This is a genomic window from Pelagerythrobacter sp. Soil_C_18 (genome assembly GCF_057657235.1).
Map to the genome: position 1 here is coordinate 13,942 of NZ_JBDGIU010000001.1, position 22,225 is coordinate 36,166.

Annotated in this window: 21 protein-coding genes; 5 read left to right on the forward strand and 16 right to left on the reverse strand. The window is 61.3% G+C overall.

Features of this window, described 5'->3' with window-relative positions:
* Window positions 1-14: 14 nt before the first annotated feature.
* From AC3A5N_RS00075 to AC3A5N_RS00095, 5 genes are all read right to left on the reverse strand, one after another.
* Window positions 15-1,379, reverse strand: a complete 1,365-nt coding sequence (locus AC3A5N_RS00075; protein WP_487736298.1) for an MmgE/PrpD family protein — start codon at window positions 1,377-1,379, stop codon at window positions 15-17.
* Between the two features lie 31 nt (window positions 1,380-1,410).
* Window positions 1,411-1,719 (reverse strand): DUF4387 domain-containing protein, encoded by a 309-nt coding sequence (locus tag AC3A5N_RS00080; protein WP_487735265.1) that lies wholly within the window; start codon window positions 1,717-1,719, stop codon window positions 1,411-1,413.
* Window positions 1,712-3,127, reverse strand: coding sequence for an acyclic terpene utilization AtuA family protein (locus AC3A5N_RS00085; RefSeq protein WP_487735266.1), 1,416 nt, complete (start codon window positions 3,125-3,127; stop codon window positions 1,712-1,714). Before AC3A5N_RS00085 ends, AC3A5N_RS00080 begins: the two co-directional genes overlap by 8 nt.
* A gap of 50 nt (window positions 3,128-3,177) precedes the next feature.
* On the reverse strand, window positions 3,178-5,400 hold the full coding sequence (locus AC3A5N_RS00090) for a TonB-dependent receptor (RefSeq protein WP_487735267.1): 2,223 nt from the start codon (window positions 5,398-5,400) through the stop codon (window positions 3,178-3,180).
* Between the two features lie 272 nt (window positions 5,401-5,672).
* Entirely contained in the window at window positions 5,673-6,599 is a 927-nt protein-coding gene (locus tag AC3A5N_RS00095; protein ID WP_487735268.1) for a GntR family transcriptional regulator, read from the reverse strand.
* Between AC3A5N_RS00095 and AC3A5N_RS00100 the strand changes: the two genes are divergently transcribed.
* Window positions 6,544-7,866: a CitMHS family transporter gene (locus AC3A5N_RS00100; protein WP_487735269.1), complete on the forward strand. Its 1,323-nt coding sequence runs from the start codon at window positions 6,544-6,546 to the stop codon at window positions 7,864-7,866. The two genes, AC3A5N_RS00095 and AC3A5N_RS00100, sit on opposite strands and share 56 nt — an antisense overlap.
* Window positions 7,867-7,994: 128 nt before the next feature.
* Here the strand turns inward: AC3A5N_RS00100 and AC3A5N_RS00105 are convergent, their stop codons facing one another.
* The gene (locus tag AC3A5N_RS00105; protein WP_487735270.1) at window positions 7,995-8,402 is read right to left on the reverse strand and encodes a hypothetical protein; all 408 of its coding nucleotides are present in this window, start codon (window positions 8,400-8,402) and stop codon (window positions 7,995-7,997) included.
* A gap of 128 nt (window positions 8,403-8,530) precedes the next feature.
* On the opposite strand from AC3A5N_RS00105, the gene AC3A5N_RS00110 reads away from it, so the two are divergent.
* Window positions 8,531-8,977 (forward strand): DUF2339 domain-containing protein, encoded by a 447-nt coding sequence (locus tag AC3A5N_RS00110; RefSeq protein WP_487735271.1) that lies wholly within the window; start codon window positions 8,531-8,533, stop codon window positions 8,975-8,977.
* A gap of 157 nt (window positions 8,978-9,134) precedes the next feature.
* Window positions 9,135-10,145, forward strand: coding sequence for a M23 family metallopeptidase (locus AC3A5N_RS00115; RefSeq protein ID WP_487735272.1), 1,011 nt, complete (start codon window positions 9,135-9,137; stop codon window positions 10,143-10,145).
* On the opposite strand, the gene AC3A5N_RS00120 is transcribed toward AC3A5N_RS00115, so the two are convergent.
* Complete coding sequence (locus tag AC3A5N_RS00120) at window positions 10,095-11,033, reverse strand: helix-turn-helix transcriptional regulator (protein ID WP_487735273.1); 939 nt, start codon at window positions 11,031-11,033, stop codon at window positions 10,095-10,097. The genes AC3A5N_RS00115 and AC3A5N_RS00120 overlap by 51 nt on opposite strands.
* Before the next feature lie 76 nt (window positions 11,034-11,109).
* On the opposite strand from AC3A5N_RS00120, the gene AC3A5N_RS00125 reads away from it, so the two are divergent.
* A complete protein-coding gene (locus tag AC3A5N_RS00125; RefSeq protein WP_487735274.1) occupies window positions 11,110-11,358 on the forward strand; it encodes an excalibur calcium-binding domain-containing protein in 249 nt (82 codons plus the stop codon).
* A 428-nt stretch (window positions 11,359-11,786) separates the two neighbouring features.
* On the opposite strand, the gene AC3A5N_RS00130 is transcribed toward AC3A5N_RS00125, so the two are convergent.
* The 5 genes from AC3A5N_RS00130 to AC3A5N_RS00150 form a co-directional block, all read right to left on the reverse strand.
* Complete coding sequence (locus AC3A5N_RS00130; RefSeq protein ID WP_487735275.1) at window positions 11,787-12,533, reverse strand: DUF2334 domain-containing protein; 747 nt, start codon at window positions 12,531-12,533, stop codon at window positions 11,787-11,789.
* A complete protein-coding gene (locus tag AC3A5N_RS00135; RefSeq protein ID WP_487735276.1) occupies window positions 12,520-14,895 on the reverse strand; it encodes a TonB-dependent receptor in 2,376 nt (791 codons plus the stop codon). Before AC3A5N_RS00135 ends, AC3A5N_RS00130 begins: the two co-directional genes overlap by 14 nt.
* Window positions 14,892-15,878, reverse strand: a complete 987-nt coding sequence (locus AC3A5N_RS00140; protein WP_487735277.1) for a FecR family protein — start codon at window positions 15,876-15,878, stop codon at window positions 14,892-14,894. Before AC3A5N_RS00140 ends, AC3A5N_RS00135 begins: the two co-directional genes overlap by 4 nt.
* The gene (locus AC3A5N_RS00145) at window positions 15,862-16,449 is read right to left on the reverse strand and encodes an RNA polymerase sigma factor (RefSeq protein WP_487735278.1); all 588 of its coding nucleotides are present in this window, start codon (window positions 16,447-16,449) and stop codon (window positions 15,862-15,864) included. The genes AC3A5N_RS00140 and AC3A5N_RS00145 overlap by 17 nt, the downstream gene beginning before the upstream one ends.
* A gap of 610 nt (window positions 16,450-17,059) precedes the next feature.
* Window positions 17,060-17,230 (reverse strand): hypothetical protein, encoded by a 171-nt coding sequence (locus AC3A5N_RS00150; protein WP_487735279.1) that lies wholly within the window; start codon window positions 17,228-17,230, stop codon window positions 17,060-17,062.
* Window positions 17,231-17,346: 116 nt separating this feature from the next.
* On the opposite strand from AC3A5N_RS00150, the gene AC3A5N_RS00155 reads away from it, so the two are divergent.
* The gene (locus AC3A5N_RS00155) at window positions 17,347-18,360 is read left to right on the forward strand and encodes an endonuclease/exonuclease/phosphatase family protein (protein ID WP_487735280.1); all 1,014 of its coding nucleotides are present in this window, start codon (window positions 17,347-17,349) and stop codon (window positions 18,358-18,360) included.
* A gap of 106 nt (window positions 18,361-18,466) precedes the next feature.
* Here AC3A5N_RS00155 and AC3A5N_RS00160 read toward each other — a convergent pair whose 3' ends face one another.
* From AC3A5N_RS00160 to AC3A5N_RS00175, 4 genes are read right to left on the reverse strand one after another with little or no spacing between them, the layout of a single operon-like run.
* Entirely contained in the window at window positions 18,467-19,588 is a 1,122-nt protein-coding gene (locus AC3A5N_RS00160) for an LptF/LptG family permease (RefSeq protein WP_487735281.1), read from the reverse strand.
* Window positions 19,585-20,745, reverse strand: a complete 1,161-nt coding sequence (locus AC3A5N_RS00165) for a glycosyltransferase (protein ID WP_487735282.1) — start codon at window positions 20,743-20,745, stop codon at window positions 19,585-19,587. Before AC3A5N_RS00165 ends, AC3A5N_RS00160 begins: the two co-directional genes overlap by 4 nt.
* Window positions 20,746-20,758: 13 nt before the next feature.
* A complete protein-coding gene (locus AC3A5N_RS00170) occupies window positions 20,759-21,277 on the reverse strand; it encodes a DUF2141 domain-containing protein (protein ID WP_487735283.1) in 519 nt (172 codons plus the stop codon).
* Window positions 21,274-22,197 (reverse strand): hypothetical protein, encoded by a 924-nt coding sequence (locus AC3A5N_RS00175; protein WP_487735284.1) that lies wholly within the window; start codon window positions 22,195-22,197, stop codon window positions 21,274-21,276. Before AC3A5N_RS00175 ends, AC3A5N_RS00170 begins: the two co-directional genes overlap by 4 nt.
* Between the last annotated feature and the right edge of the window lie 28 nt (window positions 22,198-22,225).

The following is a 22,225-nucleotide window of genomic DNA, read 5'->3' on the forward strand; positions in this document are numbered from 1 at the left end:
GAACGAGCGGCGGTCTATTGGTCCGAACCGCGCATCGCAGCGAATAGCAGTTCGAAGCTCGTCTGTTGCTCGAGAGCGTTCGCGAACCCGAGCACCCGGTCCTGCGCTGCGGGCGAAAGGTGCGGCGCCGCCATCTTGCGGAACTTCCGTTCGAAATCCCCATCCGTCATCGGCCTTTCGGGTGTTCCCGGACCCGTGAGCACCTCGCGGGCCAGGATTTTGCCGTCTGCCATTTCTACGGTGACGCGGTTTGCCAGATGCTGCGGGAACAGCGCCGTCAGCCGCGTGTCCTCGAAGACGGTTGTCATGTCCATGAGCGCGCGGACGTCGGCAGCACCGATGTTCTCGGCCGTATAGGATTCTAGCGTGATGTCTCCGTCAAGGAGCGCGCGGGCCACATTGTACGGTAAGCTGTGGTCGGCGGTCTCCCGGGTCTCGGGCCGCCACTTCGCTTCGTCGGCGAGGACGCGGCGGTTGAACGCCGATGTGTCGATACGGATGCTCCGTATCGCTGCCAGGTCAGAGATCCTTTCCCTTAGATCGAGCGCCGCCCAGATCGCCGTGTGCAGCTCGCCATTGGTGGGAAACGACTTGGTGAGCGATCGAAGGATCGCGTAGTCGCCGTTGGCCGGATTGCCGAACGCATCGACATCGAGCGTGAGCGGTCCGCTTACCTGCTCGAAGAAGCCCATTTCGCCCTCGAAGATCGGCGATGGGCCGGTAAGCCCGCCGCGCGCCAATTGGGCCGCAAAGACAGCGTTCCTTGCCGCATTCGCGGCCGAACATCCCTTCCAGTCCGAAAGCGCGCCGCACCGCGCCTGACGCATCGGAATATGACCATTGAGCGCTAGGTTGATGGCGTGGGTTGTCCGCGATGCATCCAGCCCCATCAGGCGCGATGCTGCGGCGGCACTCGCCGGGAGAACATAGCAGGTATGATCCCATCCTCGCTTGTTGAGACCGGCTGCGTCCTGCAAGCGCATCTGAATCTCGTAAGCGATCACCACAGCGGCTATGAACTCCCGCGGGCCAGCCCCTTCTGCCTCCGCCACTGCCAGGCAAGCTGCGATATTGTCGCTCGGGTGCCCGGGCTCCAGGCCCATGTAGCCGTCATTGTAATCGAGAAAGCGGATCATGACCCCGTTCGCAAAAGCGGCGAGGTCCGGGGTTGTACGATGAGGCGCACCAAACACGCTCGCGCCCTCCACCGGTGCCGCGGCCGCAACTTGCCTCGCCACACGAACCGGTTCGGCATCATAGGCCCCGAGCGCGCACGCGAGGCTGTCGAGAAGACGGCGGCGCACGCATTCTACGACCGGCGCGGGTAACCGCTTCGAATCGAATGCACCGGTGTACCGCGCCAACTCATCGGCGAGCATGACGCCCCCTTTTCCGCCCACGCCGACCTCCTCAGTCCAGATCCACGTCGAGGATGCGCACGTACTGCTGACCGGAGTGCATGTCCCGCTCCTCCATCCCCCCTTGGGGGGTGGCCCGCGGATAGGAGATCTTCACCATCGAGAGCCCCTCCACCGGGATGCGTTTCACCAACGTCGCATCGGTTCCGTAAAGGCGCGCGAAGAGCGGCGGCGAGAGCGCGGGGCTGTCGTGGTATTTCCGATAATTCTCCGGTCCATCGAAGAAGAGGTCGAAGGTGACCCAGAACGGGCCCGCGTTCTTGGAGCGGACATGGCGGCAGACATCGCGAACCTTAGGCATGGGCGGCCTCTGCAGTTGCTACCCGTGTGGCCTGCGGCGTGACCCACTCGGTGCGAACCAGGTCCCGCCAGTCGTCCACTTCGACGACATGGTTCAGGCGGAATTCGTAGACAGGTCCGCGAGGTACGTCGGCGGGGCTGAACGCGAAGCCGTAGCTCGGCAGTTCCTTGTCCATGACGCTTGGATAGTGGAAGAAGTAAGGGTTGCAGGCGTGGGCGATGCTGTTTGCCAATTCCTGCGTATCTGCCGTGGCCACGAACAGCATGCCGATCTCCGGGGGCGGCGAAGTCCGCGGTGCCACTGACACACCTGTGACACCGTTCCAGCCGTACATGCGCAGGGAAATATGGAACGTTCCGAGCTCCTCGGCGGGAATTGCGCTTCGCGTGCGCTGGTAGAGAGCCGCGAGCAAGCGGTCATGGAAGCCTTCGATGTCGCGCAGCACGTCGGGATCCTGAATGCCGACAAGCATCAAGGTCTGGTACTGCCCCCTCCCCGCGCCTTCGAGCTTCATCGTGTAAGGTCGCGGCTCCCACATGGATCCGGTGACACCGACCGAGCGCTCGTCGAGCTGGACGTAGCGCGCCTCGCCGACATCCAAGACGCCGCCCGGCTCGACCAGCCGGAACGGGTCGGTGTTCTCATAGAGCATGTGAGCCGAGACGCTTTCGGGCGTGCAGCGGTTGCTCTCGCTCAGGGGCTCGACCTCGAACGAGTCCGCGTTGACCGTCAGCAGAACCCCTGAGCTTTCACGTTCTTCGGTGCACTGGGCGCCGCACTCACCGATCTTGCCGGCGTGCCACGCGGGACCCCACGGCGCCCCTTTCCAGATCGGATATGCGGCGAGCACTGCCGTATCGGTCGATCGGCCGCCAAGCACGATGTCCGCTCCGGCTTCCAGCGCAGCGACGTAGGGCTCCACGCCGAGCACGGCCACGATGTGATCGCATGCATCGATGGTCGAGTCATCAAGCGGACCGAGCGGCGACAGAGGTTTGACCCGGCCGGCAGCGTTGAACTGCTTCACGGCCTCCCTGCTCTGCTCGCAGCGAAGCAGCGCGATCCGAGGAGAAAGGCCCATCTCGCGCGCCAGTTCGAGCACGATGTCGCGGGTCCAATCGAGGTTGATGTCGCCTCCAGCCTGTCCGGCGGTGCCGATGATGATGGGCATTCCCGTGTCGGCTTGCGCCTTCATCAGTATGGCGAGATCGCGTTTCACGGCGCCGCGATTGTTCTTCGACTTGCCGGTCGCGAGGTACGCCGCGCCGCTGTCGGTCGAGCCCGCATCGCACGCGATCACATGGGCGCCGCGGGCAAGGCCGTAGGCGACCTCGTCCTCCCGAACCCCTGCCCCCAGCGAGCCGGTGGGCACCAGAACCTTTACGCCGTCGGCGAACCGTTCATCCATCCGCAAATCCAACTCCATCTCTGCTTGTCATTATCCGGGTTCCGCCTGCGTCAGTATTCCCACCGCAGCGTCGCACCGTAGGTCCGCGGAGGATTGAAGGCGGCAAAGTGCGCGCCGAGGAATATGGCCTGCCAGGTTCGGGTCCGCTCGTCGGTGAGGTTCTTGCCCCACACCGACAACGAAAGGTGGTCGGCGATCCCCTCGATCATGACGCGGGCGTCAACAAAATGCGTGGCCGGCCTGATTTCCGGCGGCTGATTGCTGTTGTCGTCGAAGATCAGGCTCTCGTAACGGTAATCCGCTGCGAGCGTGAGATCGACACCGCTTGGAAAACTGTAGGTGTAGGACGGGGAGACCGAAACTTTGTGCCTAGGTGTCCGCGAGATACGGTTGCCCGAAAGGTCGACTCCGTTCTCGACGTAGTCGTCGAACGTGGCGTCGGTATAGGCGTAAGCGAGCGAAAGATCGAAGCCGTCGAAAGGACGGGCAAGGAGCTGTGTTTCGTAGCCTTTGATAGTCGCAGCGCCGGCGTTGGTGGTGAAGATGCCCCCCGTCGCCGGGTCCGTCTGCCGCGTCTGCAGGTCCTTGTAGTCAAGGTAGAACAACGTGTTGTTCCAGATCAGCCGGCCGTCGATGATCGTGCTCTTCTGCCCGATCTCGTACTGCGTTGCGGTTTCGGGCTCATAGGCCGTTGCAGCATCGATGGCGGACTCAGGCGTTTCCTGGAAGCCGCCGCTTTTGAAGCCTCGCGACACCATCGCGTAAAGCAGATGGTCCGGTGCCGGTTGGAAGTTGATGCCGGCCCGGTAAGTGAGCGCATCGAAATCCGCCGAGGTGGTGACGTCGAAAAATTCGCTGCCACGCAAAGGCACATCGCTGCGGGTGTTCGCGACGTGGTAGCTCTTGTCGTCACGCGTATAGCGTAAGCCGCCGATCAGCGAGAGGCTGTCGGTGATCGGTACGGTCGCATCGCCGAACACCGCGACGCTGTCGAGGGACGAGCGCTGGTCATATATTTCGGTCAGCGGAATCGGCGCGATCGCGGCCGTATCGAGGATAAAGATGTCCTCACGCTGGACCTGCTGGTTGTAGTGGTAGAAGCCGACCACCCAGTCCACGCGGCTGCCGGGAAGCGAAGCGATCCGCAGTTCCTGGCTGCTGAACTCGGATGTCTCGTCCTGCCCGCCGCCGATGTTCACGCCGTTGAAGGCAGGCGAAGCCGGGTCTGCGTTGCCCCCGTCGAAATCGTAGCGCAGACCATAATCCAGATCGCGGTAGGACCCGAGGAACGTCACTTGGGCGAACGGCAGATCGTAGCTGATCTCTCCGCGAAGTCCGATCGTGTCGCGATTCTGATAACCTGGTTCCGAGCCGTAGGTGACCTCAGGATCAGCATTGATGCTGTAGAGTGCCGATATCGGGTCGGACGTGTCGCGCCCGACGACGTGATTGGCGGGGCCGGTGGCACGGTCGCGGGTGCCGTCGAGTGTCAGGTGGACCCTCAGTTCAGGCGTCGGCTCGCCATAAAATTGAACTCGCCCGCTGAGTGTCTCCTGATCCGCGACGCGCTCGCCGAGATACGCGTTGCGAACATAGCCGTCGTGGCTGCGGTAGGCGCCACTCACCCGGATTGCGCCGGTGTTCCGGGCAAATGGGACGTTGACGAAGCCGGCGGTGTCGATCCGATCGTAGTTGCCATAGGTCGCTTCGACCGAAGCATCGAAGGCGGACACGTCGGGCTTGCGGGTGATCACGTTTATCGCACCGCCGACCACGTTACGGCCGAACAAGGTACCTTGCGGCCCCTTTAGAACCTCGATCCGTTCGATGTCGAACGCGTCGAACGCGATTGCCGCCGGACGTCCCAGGTAGATGTCGTCAAGGAATACCCCTGCACTGGGATCGCCCGCGGCACCGCGGTCGGATGAACCGATCCCGCGGATGAAGAGCCGGGGCTGTGCAGAGGGAAACGCATCGAAGCTCAGCCCGACGGTGCGAGTGACGATATCGTTGACCGCCTGAATGCGCGCGGTGGCGACTTCCTCAGCGCCGAACACCGTCACGGTCACCGGCACGTCCTGCAGATCCTGGTTGCGGCGCTGAGCGGTGACGACGATGACAGGCGTGGGCGCGGCTTCATCCTCTACCTGCGTGGCGGCCGTCTCGCCTACCCTTTGCCGAGTCTCCTCACCCTCCTGGGCGTGTGCCGCGCTCGTCCACGCCAGCGCGCCCGTTGCCGCGCAGAGTAGGAAGCGCGTTGATCGTCCGTTCATCGTCACCCTCTCCTAGTCACGTCGCCTTTTTTGGCGTCCGGAAGACGGGAGAACGACATCGCATCCGATTTGTCAATCTTTTGGATTCAGTTTTAGATTTCTTCGCGCACCAATCGACGCCTCACGCGCCTTCGGAGGAGGTCGCGATCCGCAATATGCATCAAACTATGTGAGAATTCCTAGGGCGTCGGCGCTATTCCGCTTTCAACCGGACTCCCAGGAAAAATGGATTCAATCTTGACGGATGAAGCGCTGAACGACAGGTCCGAGATCTATCGCCGGATTGCTACAGCCGCCAGCCGATGCTTCGATTTCAGCACATGAGCCAGCATGGACCACTCTGCACGTTCCGCTTCCTCGCTCGTGATCGCATCGAGGATGTCCTCGTGATCGGCTTGCGATTCCAGGATATGCTGCGGGGGTGTTTCCGGCACGGCACGGTAACGCTGCGGCACGTATTGCGACACGGCGGGGCAAAGCCGTGCCACGTCGCCGAACACTGGATAGATCAGCGTCATCCTGATCGCGTTGCGAATTGCCGCATTGCGCGACGCGCTGACGATCAGCGAATGAAAATCGCGGTTCGCCTGATACCACTTGCGCTCGAGCGCCTCGGACCATTCTCCGGCAGCGACGATTGCGGCGCCCTCGGTCACTGCGACGCGAAGCAGTTCGAGTTCCGAAGCCGCCCAGCCGTAGTCGATCGACAATCCGCACGCCCTCGCCTCGAGAACGGCCCGCGCTTCGATCGCATCGAGCACGTCGCGAAGTTCGATATGGCGCACAGCGTAGCCGCGGTTGACGTGGTACGAAGCCAACCCTTCGGCCGTCAGCACCGCAAGCGCGCTGCGCACCGGAGTCCGCGAGACGCCGAGGTCCTTCGCGATGGTTTCGGTCGTCAGGCGCGCGCCGGCAGGAATTCGGCCTGTCACGATCAGCTCGCGCACACGCGTGAGGACGGTCAAGGTGGCCGGCTCGGCGTGCTGCCCGGGTTCCCTTGCAAAATGATCGGTCGGCTTGGTTTTCTGCATGGTCGGAGCGCTGTTAGCACCGCCATACCGGCTTACGAAATCCTGATTTCGTACGCCGACCGAGCGCGGATGGCCGCAAGGCGATAGAAACGGAATATCGGGAGAGAGAACAATGAACCTTGCCGTCCTCGGCTTTGTGACGGTGGCGACATTCATCGCGCTGATCATGACCAAACGACTTTCAGCCGTTGCGGCCCTGATTGCCGTTCCCATCCTGTTCGGTTTGCTCGCGCAGGGAAATGCCGATCTCGGGGAGATGATCGTAGAGGGCATATTGCAGGTGGCGCCGATCGCCCTGCTACTCTCCTTCGCAATCCTCTTCTTCGGAATCATGATGGATGCCGGCCTGTTCGACCCGCTTGTTCGCCGCATTCTGCACCTGGTTGGCAACGATCCGCTGCGCATCTCTATCGGAACCGCAGCCCTGTCGGCTTTCGTCTCCATGGATGGTGACGGCACGACCACGGCGCTGATCGTGATCACCGCCCTGCTTCCAGTCTATCGTTCCGTGGGCATGAACCCGCTCATCCTGGGAACGCTCCTCGGCTTGGCAAATGCCGTAATGAACTGGGTGCCTTGGGGAGGACCATCGGCGCGGGCCGCCGCCGCGCTGAACGTCGACCTCGTCGATGATCTTTTTCTCCCGCTCCTTCCTGCGATGGCCGCCGGTCTTGCGGCGACATTCGCCCTCGCCTGGCGTTTCGGAATTACCGAGCGGCGCCGTCTCTCTTGGACGCCCGCCCAGATGAAGAGCGGCGCTCTGGTCGAGATGGCTTCCTCGCCGGAACGCCGCCCTCATCTTTTCTGGCCGAACCTGCTACTTACGATCGGCCTCATGGCTGCGATGTTTACCGGGTTGGCACCGCTTCCAGTGCTGATGATGGGCGCGTTCGCGATAGCGGCGACGATGAATTATCCGAGCCTGGCTGCGCAACGCGAGCGCATTGAGGCCCATGCAGGAAATGTGGTGATGGTCGTCGTGCTCATCTTCGCAGCAGGCTCGCTGACAGGAATCTTGAATGGCACCGGCATGCTCGAGGCTATGGCGCGGTCGCTCGTCGCCGCGGTACCCCAAACGATGGGCCCCTATCTGGCCTCGGTCACGGCCGCGCTGAGCCTGCCGCTGACGTTCGTGATGTCCAACGACGCCTACTACTTCGGTATCGTTCCGGTCCTTGCGGAGACTGCCGCATCTTTCGGCATCGCACCCGAGGTCATCGCCCGCGCATCGATGATGGGGCAGCCGGTGCATCAGCTCAGCCCGCTGCTCGCACCGGTCTACCTTGCCTGCGGTCTGCTCGGCCTCGAGGTCGCCGACGTGCAGCGCTTCGCGCTCAAGTACGCGGCGCTCCTCTCACTGGTCCTTTTCGCAGGCGCGCTGGCAAGCGGAGCGATACCTTTGCCACCCCCAGTGCCGAGCGAGATGGCAGCGTAGATCGGGAAGTCGACACGAGCCACAACGCGACCGAGCATCGAGCGAGATGCGCGCATCGGCCCCGGGCGTGCCGAAAGCGATCGATGCCCCCGCCTATCGGTGTGCAGCGACACGGTTGCATCGGGGAACTACTCGGCGCCCTCCGCGGCTTGTTCATTAACAGCGTGCTCGATGGCCTTCTGAAGCTCCGCGTCGCTTTCCGGAATGTCCTGGACATTCAAACTCTGCAGATAGGTGCGGATATCGTTCAACTGAGGCGCACTTAGCGAAGCGAGCGCAGTGGCCGGCATCGTCAGGTTCTCAGCTGTTTCGCCAACATTTGCCCACATGGCCGCGAGCTGGGATGCTGACAAAGGTTTGCCGGCCGTGCTTTGGTTCAGCGCGAGCTGGCAAAGATAGAAGTACCCTGCATTTGCATATGCGGTTTGAACGCTGGATGCATTGAGCGCCATAACGGCCTCGGCAAAGTTCACCGCACCGTTCCCGCGAGAGTCAATCTTGTCGACAGCCGCTTCCAGCGCAGCCGAGAATGCCATCGATTTGGCTGTAAGCGCGCCTTGAACGCACAGGCCACGCGAGTTTCCGACGCCCGCGCTGTAAGTGGAATCCCACGCAAACACGCGTGAATACGTCGCTTCCTCGTCCTGGACGCGATCCGGGTACGATGTGGTACTTCGACGACGGTGGGCCCGCCCGCCCGGCCTGCGACGCTGCCATCATGGTACTGATCGCACTCCTGGCGCTTTCCGAGCTGCGACAGCTTTTCGCAGGGAGCATTCTTGTCGGAGCCGTCGAACCACAGGAGGATCTGCTGCGGTCCATTCTCGCGATTGCCGTCGCGCTCGGATTTCTCGGCTGGGGCGCGCGATCGGGACAGCGAAGCTGGCGCATCGGCTCGCTGGTCCTGATGCTGCTCGCCGTGTTCAAGGTCTTCATCTTTGATGCGGCCGGCCTCGACGGACTGGCGCGGATCGCGTCGTTCCTCGCCCTGGGCGTGTGCCTGATCGGGATCGGCTGGTTCTATTCCAGGCAGCTTGTCGTCACTCGTGGTGGCAACAGCGGTGTTCACGCGCCGGCGCAGAGTGGACAAGCGGCCGTCGGATCCTTGTGACCGAGGAGCGCCGAGCGCACAGGTCCGCTCCTGCCATGCGAGTGTTCCGCCTGCGCGACACGCAGGTCTCGTGTAGCTCCTATTGTGGTGAGGAGGGCAATAGGGGAGGATTTCTGTGAGCAAGATTAGAGTTTCGACAGCCGTTTGCGTGCTTCTGATGTCGGGCGCTGCCCACGCCGGGGGACCGTATGAGTTTCCGCTCCGCGCTAGCGATCTCAAGCCGAACGAGCGCTATTCTACGGTCGATCATGGAGGAGACATCCAGACCGAAGGAAAGGATATCGGCGCTCAACGTCATCAATCCGGCTCGACCTGGTCGCATCTGAAGACGGACGGCGCCGATGATGCCCTCAATGCAAACTGGCTCGTGTACGGCAAGCCTTTCTACGCGATGGCGCCGGGCACGGTGGTCGCCTGCTGGCGCAATGCGCCCGACGATCCGGCCAAAGGTGACCACCCTGACTCGGGGCGAATGCCGTCATCCGGCAACCATCTTTGGATCCTGCAAGACGATGGGGTCTACACATTGTATGCCCATGCGAAACCAGGCTCGATTCCTTCGCGCCTATGCCCGCACAACGCGGCGCTGCTTACCAGTATGGCTCGTACGAAAGGAAATCCCGCAATGCGTCTCGAGGCGCAGGTCACCAATGGCGCCAGAGTCAAAATTGGCGAACGGCTTGGAGAAATCGGCAACACGGGCAGCTCGGGAGGTCCCCATCTTCACGTCCATATGGAAAAGGACGGCAAACCCGTCGCCATGATCTTCAAGCGCGGCATGACGACATCCTTCGCCGACTGGAAGGGCAACATCAACGGCCCGTGGAGCCGGTTGGCCGGCAAGGCGATATCGAACGATCGCGTGCTGGTCTGGGCACCCAGAGGAGTTGGAAACTACACGTTCAAGGGTGTTGCAAGCGCCAACTACCAGCGCATGGTCGAGCACCTCAGGGACTCGGGAATGATGCCTAATCTCATAACCTGCAAGGCCAACGGGGCGAGCTATGATTCCACCTGGGTACCGGCCAAGGGCAGCTGGGCAAGCTTCCACGGAATGACGGCGGCCGAGGCAGCGGCGAAGCACGCCGACTACACCGCCAAGGGCTTCAAGCGGACATCATCGTTCACATGCGGCAACACAAGCGTCGCTGTGTGGCGGAAGAGCTAACACGCCCGCCCGAGCGTCGGACGGGGTCATGCCGAAACGCGCCCTAAATCTGCGATAGAATGTCGAAGGTTCAACCAGTCCAACTGCGAACGCGATATCGGCGACGGGAACCGCCGCCCAAGTGGGACTGCGCAACCGTTGCCAGACGCGGGCCAGCCGCCGCTCGGTAACGTAGTCGGAGAAGGTGGTTCCTTCGGACGCAAACAGCCGGCGGATGTATCGCGGACTCAGATTGAGGCCCCTGCCCGCCGTCTCCGCGGATAAGCGACAGTTAGCCAGATGCTCTTCGATATGTTGCTTCAGCGACCGCAGACGCGCCGCGCGGATGCCGCGCTCCTCGGCATTGTGCCGCGCGTCCTTCGACGTTCCGATAGAGACCGCCAGCAAGTCGAGGATATGCTGCGACACGACTGCTCGCAGCGCCGGTGTCATCGGCGCCCGGCTGACTGCCGAGACATAGTCGAGAAGCAACCGGCCTTCAGGCGTGTCGCGGCCGATCGCTTCGGCGGGTGCATCGTCGATCCCTTCGATGAGCGGGCGGAGCGCCGAACGCGGTATCTGGAGACAATAGGTCCAAGTGCCATCGAAGGTCTCAGCCCGCCACCGGCGATCCATCGGCATGATGCAGGCGGCGCCGGGCGCGATTTCGACCGTCTCGCGTCGGCCACGATCAAACCGGTATCCCCCCGCCATCCAGGAAATAGCGATGTCGTCATTGGCATCGTTCATCAACGCATCGGTCCGCTCCCACGACATCGGCGCAACCGCGCCGTGGGTGAGGCGCAGGTTCGGAAGCTCTGTGGTCGACGCGTCGAGACGAAGGTGCGACTGTGCCGCGGGCTGGAGATCCAGCCGCATGCAAATGCGACCGTAGAAATCCCTGATCATCGCATCGCGCTCCAGAGCGGCGATCTCGTCGGTAGAAAGGGTGATGCGCTGCGGAGGAACGTCAGAATTTAGGGGCATGCCAACACCTCCCTCTGATGTCGTGCGATATGTGTACGCTAAGCCAGCGCTCCGCGCTAATGTTTGGGACAGTGCACAGGAGCGGCAAGCTATCCTCGATGCACTGCCTCCTGGCTATGTGTTTTCGAATTGTGATGATGCTCAAGCCGCAGGTGTAGCCCCTCTCTATAGGTACGATCGAGGCTCTTCTGGACGTCTAGATGGCGACGGAGACCGGATCGGCTGCGAGCCTTATCGAGGCCGGTAACGCCGACATAGCCGTCGTTCAGCGGCCCAACTCAGCTCCCCGATACCCGTCGTCTATTCATCGTAAGATTAGGCAATGAGATGCGCATGTTTGGCCCGGAGTGGACTGTCGTGCCACACGCGGTCTTCAGGACTTGGAACCCCGGCCCGTCCGGATTTACACTCCACAAATCCTGCGGACGGAGGCTGCTGATGCCCATTACAGTGATCCAGTTCTTTTCCGTTCTGTTCACGGCGCGTGCGCTCGTTCCAGTTGGTGATCACCTTCTTGAACTCCCAAAATACCCGTCCAACGCTCGTAATGGAATGCGCGAAGGTGGGTAGCGACCTATCAACGGCTTCATGGCGGCCGTCTCACGCGACGGTCAGCGTTCGGCGATCCTGATTTGACCTGGCAAGACGCGGTCCCCAAGGAATCCAGGTCGGGCTCTAGGTCAGAAGTGACTGATAGCTTCCGACCGGGCGAGTCTCGACAAAGCATCTCAGCGTTGTTTCGATGCTCGATAGGATCGAAGCCTTGGTTACGTCGCCAGGATGCACGGCCACGCGAACCGTTCGCAGCGGATGAAGCACTTGGCGGGCGAGCCCCGCGAAGGCCAGGGATGACGCCATCCTTGCAGTCGATCTGCTGGCCCAAGTGATCACCGGTCCGCGTGCCACGACCTGACCTGTTCGCGGGATCCAGACTTTTATGTGATCCTCGGCGATATCAAATGTGCTATCGCGCAAGGCGTCCATGGCTCCCGACCCATAAAGCCATGCTGGTGCGATGAATCCGGCGGTTTTTCGGCCGATGATATCCTCGACGAGCGCCCGCCCGTCTTCCATTCTGCGTGCCGCCTCGCTGTAGGAAAGGCCGAGAAATTCGCCTTCGTTCGCTGTCATGTATCTGGCCTTCAGGCCGGAGAAGCCGGGATGCTCGACGGTGTCCTTGTGATACCAGCCATGAACAAACATCTCGATTCCGCTGTCGGCCCATGCCTTGAGACGGCTGGCGAACGGGCTGCCCGAACGGATCGGGTGGCGCCCCCAATGATCGGGCACGACGAGCATGGCAAACCTGGAACATCGGAGCGTATCCGTCAGCAGTCCGGCGAGCCGGTCAACTTCCCGTTCGACCCCAGGGCTGACATCGTGAATCGATGCAAGGAGTGAGCGGCTGTCAGAACCGGGCATCGATCCCGATCCTGACCGTCCTCGGCCTCAATGGCGTGCGCTGATTCCCATCCGCTACGGAAAAAGGGTTGCCGTACGAGAAGCGATTGGCCCGACTGTCCAACAGGTTTTCGATGTCCAGCGAAAGACCCCAGCGTCCAAATTCGGCCCGTGCTCCGATTGCCGCCTCGATATAATCTCCTTGCGAAAGATCGAAGGGAGCGCTGACACCCAAATACGAGGTGCCGATGTAACCGACCGTGCCGTCGAGAGTGATTTTCGTATCCGCGATCCCGGGTTCGAAACGACCCGTGAGCCGCCAGCCGCTGTCGGCTATGTTGGGCAGCCCTCCTTCCGCGTCGGTTTCGAACCCAGGTGCAGGTCGATCAAGGTGGCTGGTCGTGTAAAAACCGGACGTTTCAAGGCTGAGTTCCGGTGTGGGCTTCCAGGCGAGATTGGCCGATATGTAGTTCACCTGCGCCGAGCCGAGATTGGCGACATAGGGAAAGCCGGCACTCGTAACGAGATCGGCTTGCACCCTGCTCCACCTTGAATAGGCGTAAGAAAGTCCGCCTGACAGCCGCGAACCGGCGTCGGTGCCAAAGCGCATGCCAATCTCGGCCGTGCGGACCGCGTCGGGCTGGAAGCGGGTCACCGTGGCTTGATCGCCGCTTCCTGTCAGCTGCTGCGCTCCTGGCCTGAACCCTTCCTGATAGCGTAGATAGCCAATCATCCCGTGCCGGGGCTTCCAGGAAAGTGCAGCGGACGGCAGAAACCTTATCTCGAGACGGTTTAGGTCAACCGGGTCTCTGTCCGATTGGGTATTGAATTCATCGAATCGTGTAAAAAGCGACAGGCGCCCTCCCCCTGTGATCGAGACATTACGCCAGAGAGGCAGCGTCGCCTCGCCGAACAAGGCAGCGTCCAGGGTTTCCGATTGAACATTGGAGATTATCGCGAGCGCACCTTCGGGACCGAGAAACCGATCTATGTGATTGATGTTGTGGGCAAACGAAAAGCCCGACACCCAGTTCGAAATCCCGTCCCTAGATCCCGAAATCCGCGTCTCGTGGGTCAGCAGCTTTACCCGCATGCCCTCTTCAAAAATTGTCGGAACCTGCGTCGTGGGCGGCGTGGCGTCGAACACCGTGTCGATCGGGTGATAAGTATAGGAGGTGTTCGACACGAGCTTGGCGAAGCCGACGCCGGCCCGGAGAGTTCCAAACATGAGGCGGTAGTCATTATCGAACGGTTGGGCGAGAAAAGACCGGCGCGTGAGCGCGGACGACCGTGGGTCGTCGGCGTACTGGCCGTCGTCGCTTCCGATGTCCTGCGACACGATTCCGGCATCGATGCTCAATCCGTCATTGAGCTCCATTCGAAAGGTTGCCCGCACTCCAAACACGCTCGTGCGGTTGACGTCGGACAGGCCACGTCTGACATCATCGATGTAGCCCGGACGGAGAATGCGATAGCCGACAAGTCGGACGGCGGCGCGTGCGTCAATCGGAATGTTGACTACCATGGCGCCGTCGCCACCCAAGTTCTTGCCGGTCACCCCAATCGCTGCGGTTCCGCTGGCCGAGAACTCGCCAGGCACGGGAAGACGAGGCACAATGCGGATTACACCGCCCAGCGAGCCCGCGCCATAGAGGGTCCCCTGCGGGCCTTCGATGACTTCGACCTTCTCGATATCATAGAGCGCGAGGTCGGGATCAGGAGCGCTGTATGTGAGTCTGCTTTCTCCGAAATATTGGCTAATTGTCGATTGCAGCTGGCCGTTGAAGCTGCTGTCGGCAATTCCCCGGACGAATACCTTGTTGCGACCGGAACCAAGATTGGTTGAAGCCAAATTCGGAAGCTCTCGAAGCAACGCCTCACTGCCCCTGTTTCCGGAACGGAGGCTTCGTGCTTCATCGAAAGAAGCGGCATTGAATGCGCCGGGGTAGTCGGTCAGCGCAACATTCTGCTTACTTGCAGTGACGATGATCGGTTCGGGCGGTGGATGGACCGGGCGCGGAGGCAAAGGGGAGGTCGCGGCCCTTCGCCGGTCAGGAAGCGTTGGTTCGGCGCGACGGGTAGGCCGGCGAAGCACCCTCACCACGTTCCCGCGCGAAATGCGAAAATCGTATTCCGTACCTTGCAAGAGTCGGCGCAGCCCTCCGCGAAGTGTAAAACGTCCCCTCAGGCCACCAACGCGGACCGCTCGTAGGGCCGGATCACTGGTGTCAATGGAAACGCCGGCCTGAGTGGCGAAGGATATCAGAGCGGCATTCAGTGGCCCGGCAGGAACATCGAAGGCCATCTCTTCGGCAGCGTGCGCCGGGTAGATCGCCGCTGCGCAGACGATCGGCGCGCTCGCAAGGAGCCATTTTCTGCTCACCGAGCTTCGACGGACCAGCGTGCACCGTCAGCGACAATTTTCTTACCGATCAGTTCTTCCAGCCTGGCGCGCACTGCATCCCGTTCTCCATCAGTCTGGATCACGCCTGAGAACTTGTTGGAACGCATTGCCCGTGGAAGCTCGAGCGATATGCCGATCGACCGGGACAGATCGTCGGCGACTTGTTCCAGAGGAGCCTGATCATAGACCAGTACGCCGTCCGCCCAGCTTCCAATCGATGCGATCGGACGCTGCGAAATTTCGATCCTCCCGCGATTGTCTGCTGAAAGACTGTCGCCGGCGCGAAGCTCGACCGTTCGAGCCATACCTTCATAGCGCACCGCGCCTTCCGCCACGCCGACGCGAAGCTGACGATCGGTACGAACCACATTGAACACGGTTCCTATATCGACCAGACGCTGCTCACCAGCGACGACGGTGAACGGATCAGCGTCGTCGTGCTTGACGGCAAATCGTGCTTCGCCCCGGGCAATCTCCACCAATCGCGTGTCGCTCTTGTCAAGGACAATCCTGGTGCTGCCGTTGAGCTGGATTTCGCTTCCGTCCGCGAGTGAAACGGTTCGCGTCTCCCCCACCGACGTTTCGATCGGATAGGTCGCGTTCCAGTTGGGCATGATTTGAATCCCCAGGAGACCTGCCACCGCTATCGAAGCGGCAAGCGCACCCCAGCGCCACGGGCTCCGGCGAGCAACGTCGCCTCTGCCACCGTAAGACGGCGCATTCCGGTCACTACCGAATTCTGGTGCTCGCTCATGGTCATCGCTTGCCGGGAAGGCTGCTCTCTCGAGCACAGGCAACATACGCTCATCACCGTCCGCGACGGCTTCATAGACGCCGTTATGGGCCGGATCGGCGCTCAGCCATTCAGCGAATTCAATCCACGCGTCCTCGTCCGCGTCCTTGAGCCGAAGATGCCAGGCTATGGCCTGCTCCACCATTGCGCGATCAGGAAAAGCTGACATCGTCGGCCTCCTTTTGCGAGAGCTGAGGGGTGCCATCCAATTCTTCGCGCAAAAGCAGGAGCTTTCGATAAGCCCGCTGGAGATGCTTTTCTACCGCGCTCAAGCTGAGGTCCAAGCTATTGGCGATAGCCTTTTGCGACATACCGTCGAGCCGATACATCTTCAAAATCTGCGCGGTCCGGTCCGGCATCAGCGCAATCGCCTCATTGACCCGGTGAAGTTCATCGCGCGCGATTGCGCTCTCTTCCGGCGAAGGTCCGGCGTCCTTTTCAGGGTCGGATCCGATCTGATTGCGCGCCCATTGATCGTCTCGCGCCTGCTGTCGTCGACGCCCGCGGCGATGGTCGTGCAGGAGGTTGTTCGCCATCTGGTAAAGATACGCACGCGGGTTGCTCACAGGACCGGTACGAACGATGGATAGTTTTACGTACAAGTCCTGCAACAGATCTTCTACTTCGGCAGGGTTGCATTGGCGCACAAGCATGAAACGCAGCAATTCAGAACGCATTTCGTCCAGTAGTTGCGTAAGGCCCGCCTCGCCTGTGCTAAATTCTTCATACCCTCGTGCCATAGGACTTCCATAAGAGCGGGGCCACCACTTGGACAATGCTTTCGATGTTGAGGCGAGCTCTTGAACAGCTTCCGGCATCACCAGCGGACCCTGTCAGATATCATAGCCGATGTACCCGACCTTGCGGCGGTACTCCCACGGTCCACTCGGAGCTTGAAGTTCGCCTCCTCCCGGTCATTGCCTGGCCGAAACTCAAATCTTCCGATCTCGATCACGGCGCCTTTGCGCGCTGCAAGCTCTCCGGTCGCACCTGCAGACCATCCACCGTTATCGAAGGCGATCACTCCGATGCAGGAAGAGTCGCCTATCTGCACAGCGCGATAAGCCTTTTTTGCTACAGTTTTTGTCGGGTTGGTGAGCAGAGGGCCTTCAGCCACTGCGCTGCTTGTGGGATCGAGGCCTGCTGCGGCTTGAAAGGCGATACCCGCAACTGCCCCCTCCCCGACACCCGCATCTGCCGCACATGCCCGCTGCCATCGACTTCCAAGGCGAACGATATCGGTCGGCTTGCTCCCCCGCTTCGGAGCTTCCCCCCGCAGCGCGAAGCCACCTGTCCCCCGGTCGGGCATGTCCGACAGGACATTCCTGCGCAGCTGGCCGCATCCGGATATCATGGCGCGCGCCGCTCCTGAAACGGAACTGTGGCTCGTGTATCAATCGAGATCCGGTCCATTGCGTTCGCATTCTCCTGCGCCAGTGCCGTAGCGCCCGAGGAAGAGAGCGACAGCACGCCGAGCGCAGATATCCAGCCCCAGTCGATGCTGCCCATACCGGTCCCCATGGCGGTCCTGGCCTCTAGACGCCGCCGACTGCGCAGAACCGCACTTGCAGGGAGACGGTGCGGAAATCGGCCGAGGATGGCGTCTTGCGCTCACGAACTGCCGAAGACGCAAGAACATGATCGGTCTCAGAACTCTTGCCTTGTTCACGACAGCGACTCTTCTGGGTGCGTCGGCCGCGTCGGCACCCAGCTATGACGTCGCACTGCCTGACAAGTCCACATGGCCGGCACCAGCCGGATCACTCTCGATCATGTCGTACAACATCAAGGGCCTGCCCTGGCCGATCGCCGTTGGCCGCGAAGACGCCATTTCCGCGATTGGACAGCTCCTTGCTGCCATGCGGTCCAGCGACGCCCAACCCCATGTCGTCGTGTTGCAGGAAGCCTTCGGTGACACCGCGAATGCGCTCGGCCAGGCTGCCGGCTATCGATTTGTGGTCACTGGCCCTCAAGTCTCCAGCTCCCAGGAATCGCAACCGTTGGGACAGGCGTTCGCCGAGAGTGCACAATGGACCAAGGGTGAGGAGAGCGGCAGCCTGATCGATAGCGGACTTGCAATTCTCTCGGATTATCCAGTCGTCAGGATCGAGCGCTATGCCTTTCCCGAAGGCGCATGCGCAGGCTACGACTGCCTTGCAGCAAAAGGCGTTCTTGTAGCGTGGATCGATGTGCCCGGCGCCGGCGAACCGATCGCTGTTGTCGATACCCACCTTGGTTCGCGCCGCGCAACGCATGTGGCGAGCGAACGGGCTGATCGTGCCTACACCTGGCAAGTCGCCGCAGTGCGGAAATTCCTGTCGGGCGTGCTATCGTCCGGCACCCCCGTCATCTTCGGCGGAGATTTCAACACAGGACAAGCGCCCGCGCGCGTCGCGGCCGTATCGCAGCCGTTTGTCGATGGCGCTCAGATCGATGGTCTCAGGACCGTTCTTGCTGAAGGCGGGGTCATCGCCGGCTCGCAGAATGAAGCGCAGCGGATAGCGGACCGGAACAAGGACAAGATCCTCTTCCGCGATGGGGAGCGGGTTGCGCTGCGACCCCAACGAGGGTGGGTCCCGTTCCCAGTCGCCTCGCAAGAGCCCCTCTCCGATCATGCCGGTTTCGTGATAGACATCTCGCTCGAACGATGATTCAGCCGGCGCTTGCGATTGTTTTGGAAAATCGTGATCGTGCTGGCGTGCGAAAGGACTGAACCGAACAGGTCAGCATCGACCTGCTCGGAGGCTCGCCATGAATTCACGCGTTCGGGCGGCCGACGTTCTGGAGAATCCGACTGGCCCAACGATCGACAAAGCCCTGACCGAAGACCTCCTCGGCTCTGATCAGCGCGTAAACGATTAGGCCCCAGCTTGCGAGAATGCCGGCCGCCAGCGCTTCGGGTTGGTTCGAGTGACCGTCCATCAACGGAGTTACCGTCCTCAGACCCAGCACCAGCGAGATCACCCCCACGAGGATTCCCACCGCTCCCGACTCTCTTCTCGGTGGCTTGCCCAGGCTCAGCGCCAAGGGCGGCAAAAACAATACGAGCGCCGCCCAGAGACATCGTCCATAGACAGCCGAACGACTGGACGCGGAGCCGTTCGCCCAAAGCAATCCGATATCGGATTGCTTTAGAGAGTTGTCCTTGGGTTCCTCTTCCAGGGCGCCCTCCAGCCCCTCAATGCGGTACCGGAAGCGGGCAAAGTCGAGGACTCTTGCAAAGCGTTCTTGAATGACCTGTCCATCGCGCAATTCGATTACTGTCGTGCCGGAGGGAAGCCGCCAGAAGCGGCCACGCCGAGCGGTGAAGATGTTCCCTTCTGTCCGGAGGAACAGCCCGAGAAGTTCGCCATTTACCGCATCGACTTGCTGAAACTGCAAAACGCTTCCGGATCCAAGGTCGATGAGCTCGCCGGCTGGTAGCCGATGACCGAATTCGCCGGCCTCCATGCGCTTGCCGATTTTCGCAAGTTTGCTCTCGCCGGCGGGCATCAGCCAGCCTTGATTTATTATCGTCGCGATACTGACCATCGCAGCGAGGGCGAGCGGAAAAAGCATCCACCGTAGAGGAGTAATTCCGCACGCCTCGATCACGTCCAACTCTCCGCGAAGAGCAAGCCGGCGGACCGTCAAGGCGATGCCCAGAAACAGTCCGACAAGTAAGCCGATGCCGCCATACTCCGGGAGCAAGCCGGCAACAGTATGCACGACTATATATCCGCGGTGCCCAGAGAAGCGCGTGAGTTCCAGGAGACGGGGAAGGTGCTCAAGAACCATCAGCGACATAACGACGGCCAGCACACCGCACATCGTTCCGAGCATTTGGCGCAGGATATAGCGATCGAGGACAAGGGGCCGAAAGGCCATTGCCGCGCTCACGCCGCGAGGGAGACTTCGCCCGAGTTCAAGTCTTGGTAGATCGCGAACAAAGCTGCAAAATGGTCGTCCATCGCTCGCGCTGTGCAGCCGCTCGAGCGGGCGACAAAGCGGTCTGGCAGGGCAAGAATGGCGCGCACCAGGTCCGCATGATCCGCCGCACGATAAGACAGCCCCATCTCGCCCTTGGCGAAGTCGGCAGCACCGCCGCGATCAGGTACGATCACCGGGACGCCGCTAGCGCTTGCCTCCGCTGCAGTCATACAGAAGGTTTCTGCTTCACAGCCATGCAGAAAGGCGTCGGCACTCGCCAGAACGCTGGCAAATCTCTCCCGGTCGCGTTCCGGACGAAACAACCGGATATGGGGATTCCCTCCGATTGCCCGCAGGACGTTTGTATCGTCTCGTCCTTCGCCGAAGATCGCCAGCCCCACCTGGCGATGCCGACCAGCGATCGTCACCGCCTCGACCAGCATCGGCAAGCGCTTTTCTGGCGCAAGCCTGCCGGCGGCAACGAGCAATGTCGCGTCGGGGTTGAGCCCGCATTGGGCAAGAAGGCTTGCGCGCAGATTCTCATTGCGCTTGCCTGTTGAGAAGCGTTGCGCCTCGACACCCATCGGGACCGTCACAACATTCCCCACGCCGCCTGCCTTCATGCGCGAAGCCAAGTCGTCGCTAGCACAAACGACGGCGTGATAAAGGCGTCCAAGCTGCCGCAAGTGATCCCAGTATCTCACAAATCGTCGGTCGATCGCCTCACGACTGCAGAGGGGTTCCAGCCACCGATAAGCGTAGGCGGACAGGGGATCGGCGTGCATGATAAGCGCCTTTGGTGCCCCTGGCCGCCAATTTGCCACCATGAGGGGGCTTCGCCACGGCGAGGAAGCTTCGACGATATCGGGTGCCAACTTGTCGAGCGCCGCGTGGAGCGCTCGCTCATCTCTGAAATACCAGTATTTACGGTCAAGTGGGAAACGCGGGGAGGCAATCGTCTGTATGCGAGCGCAGGGGCCGATCTCGACAACGGCATCGTCGTCGCCAGGGGCCACGATAGTGATATCCTGCTTCATTCGTTCTGCCATCGCCAGCTTCTGGCCGACATAGGTTTTCACACCGCCGCCTCTGGGTGAATAGAACGCGCAGACATCAACGATCTTCATCGGCAATTTCCTATTATCGGATTGGGCGCATGCTGAGGCCACGGCGATAGTTCATCACGATCTCGATCCGTGTCGGGCCCGCGCGAGCCACCGCGCTGGCGTCGGAAGCGTCAGGCTTGCTCCATCCGAGCTTGGGATTGCCGGCAAATCCAATTCCATCGACGCGCCAGCCGAACTTCCGGTTGCCGTCCCGGTCATGCAGCAGACTCACCGCATAGCGACCTGCCGCAGGAACCCGCACACAGAGCTGCACCGGTCCCGAAGCGGGGATTGACTGTTCAACCCTGCGGAAGGTCTTGCCAGCTGAAACCAAGACATTGTCGTCTTCCAAGAAGTCCGCATCATTGGCGGGGTAGACTTCGAGCTTGAGCTTGCCGCGCCGGTCCTTGAGCCCTTCGACGTTGACCAGGAACGAGGGACCAAGCTCATTGGAACGGCACCTGCCTTCAGCCGTCCCAAGGTCCGGCGTCGACGGAATGGTAGCGGCAACCAGCAGGGGGATGGCAGCGAGCCCAAAGAGCGGGCGTTTCATGGCTTTTTCCCCTTCGAAAGCAGGTCTGCAAATGCGAAGCTCAGCCCGACAAGCACATGGGCCGCGAGGATCAACCCCGCCATGAGCGCCATCAGTGCGGACATTTCGGCTTCGCCGCCGAGTGCGAGGACCGCTATTCCGGCGAACACGACGTCCTTGTTCGGAACGAAGGGCAGCCGGGAGATCAGAAGACGGATGGTCGCCAGAACGAGCCACCACCCGAGTGCGACCTCCGGCAGCACGAGATGCCACAGCGCTGCCGAAAGAACGGTCGTCGCAAGAATTCGGAAGAGATGGACCGTGACGACCATCATGAGTTCTCTTCTTTCGAGCGAAAAAAGAGAACGGCGCAGCAGCATGACCGCAAGCGAGGTCCCGATCACGAACGCGAGCGACCAACCGATTGCGTTCACATGGTCGTGCAGAGGCAGCAGCTTCATGAACGGAAACGCCGCAGCGAGGAAGGCAAGGGTCGTTACATTGCCGGCGACAGCCGACAGCACGGCCACGTCCTTGACCGCTCCGAACGGGGTGGTCACGAATTTGAGGTTATGGCGTGCCCAACCGTAGAAATAGACCTCTCCGAGGTACCCCACCAGCATTTCGTTGTAGATGAGCTTGCGGATCAAAGCACCCAAGGCGCTGGCCCCCACCCCCCAGAGGCGTTGGAAAATGAACCAGTCGCTTGCCGGTCCGATCAGGTAACTGATGGCGAACAGGCCCCAGAATGTCAGCGAAGTCGGTACAAGCCCGAGTATCTTCGCAAAATCGAGGCCCCGCGCCTGGTAGATTGCTGCCCCGACCACGATGAGCGATAGGATCGTGCCGACAACTCTTTCGCCAGTTGGCATTGGCTTGCGATCCTGCGGTTCGAATGCGTACGTTTCAACCGGCGCAAGCGCTAGAACTTGATTGGGCATTCCTGAGCCTTGCTCATTGGTAAGGCCC

Coding starts and splice junctions, on each gene's coding strand:
- AC3A5N_RS00150 (WP_487735279.1), bottom strand. CDS start 17,230: ATGGGGACCGGTATGGGCAGCATCGACTGGGGCTGGATATCTGCGCTC.
- AC3A5N_RS00085 (WP_487735266.1), bottom strand. CDS start 3,127: ATGGATGAACGGTTCGCCGACGGCGTAAAGGTTCTGGTGCCCACCGGC.
- AC3A5N_RS00120 (WP_487735273.1), bottom strand. CDS start 11,033: ATGATCAGGGATTTCTACGGTCGCATTTGCATGCGGCTGGATCTCCAG.
- AC3A5N_RS00090 (WP_487735267.1), bottom strand. CDS start 5,400: ATGAACGGACGATCAACGCGCTTCCTACTCTGCGCGGCAACGGGCGCG.
- AC3A5N_RS00175 (WP_487735284.1), bottom strand. CDS start 22,197: ATGCCCAATCAAGTTCTAGCGCTTGCGCCGGTTGAAACGTACGCATTC.
- AC3A5N_RS00130 (WP_487735275.1), bottom strand. CDS start 12,533: ATGCCCGGTTCTGACAGCCGCTCACTCCTTGCATCGATTCACGATGTC.
- AC3A5N_RS00140 (WP_487735277.1), bottom strand. CDS start 15,878: ATGTCAGCTTTTCCTGATCGCGCAATGGTGGAGCAGGCCATAGCCTGG.
- AC3A5N_RS00145 (WP_487735278.1), bottom strand. CDS start 16,449: ATGGCACGAGGGTATGAAGAATTTAGCACAGGCGAGGCGGGCCTTACG.
- AC3A5N_RS00115 (WP_487735272.1), top strand. CDS start 9,135: ATGTCGGGCGCTGCCCACGCCGGGGGACCGTATGAGTTTCCGCTCCGC.
- AC3A5N_RS00155 (WP_487735280.1), top strand. CDS start 17,347: ATGATCGGTCTCAGAACTCTTGCCTTGTTCACGACAGCGACTCTTCTG.
- AC3A5N_RS00170 (WP_487735283.1), bottom strand. CDS start 21,277: ATGAAACGCCCGCTCTTTGGGCTCGCTGCCATCCCCCTGCTGGTTGCC.
- AC3A5N_RS00100 (WP_487735269.1), top strand. CDS start 6,544: ATGAACCTTGCCGTCCTCGGCTTTGTGACGGTGGCGACATTCATCGCG.
- AC3A5N_RS00095 (WP_487735268.1), bottom strand. CDS start 6,599: ATGATCAGCGCGATGAATGTCGCCACCGTCACAAAGCCGAGGACGGCA.
- AC3A5N_RS00125 (WP_487735274.1), top strand. CDS start 11,110: ATGCCAACACCTCCCTCTGATGTCGTGCGATATGTGTACGCTAAGCCA.
- AC3A5N_RS00110 (WP_487735271.1), top strand. CDS start 8,531: ATGTGGTACTTCGACGACGGTGGGCCCGCCCGCCCGGCCTGCGACGCT.
- AC3A5N_RS00165 (WP_487735282.1), bottom strand. CDS start 20,745: ATGAAGATCGTTGATGTCTGCGCGTTCTATTCACCCAGAGGCGGCGGT.
- AC3A5N_RS00105 (WP_487735270.1), bottom strand. CDS start 8,402: ATGGCATTCTCGGCTGCGCTGGAAGCGGCTGTCGACAAGATTGACTCT.
- AC3A5N_RS00075 (WP_487736298.1), bottom strand. CDS start 1,379: ATGCTCGCCGATGAGTTGGCGCGGTACACCGGTGCATTCGATTCGAAG.
- AC3A5N_RS00080 (WP_487735265.1), bottom strand. CDS start 1,719: ATGCCTAAGGTTCGCGATGTCTGCCGCCATGTCCGCTCCAAGAACGCG.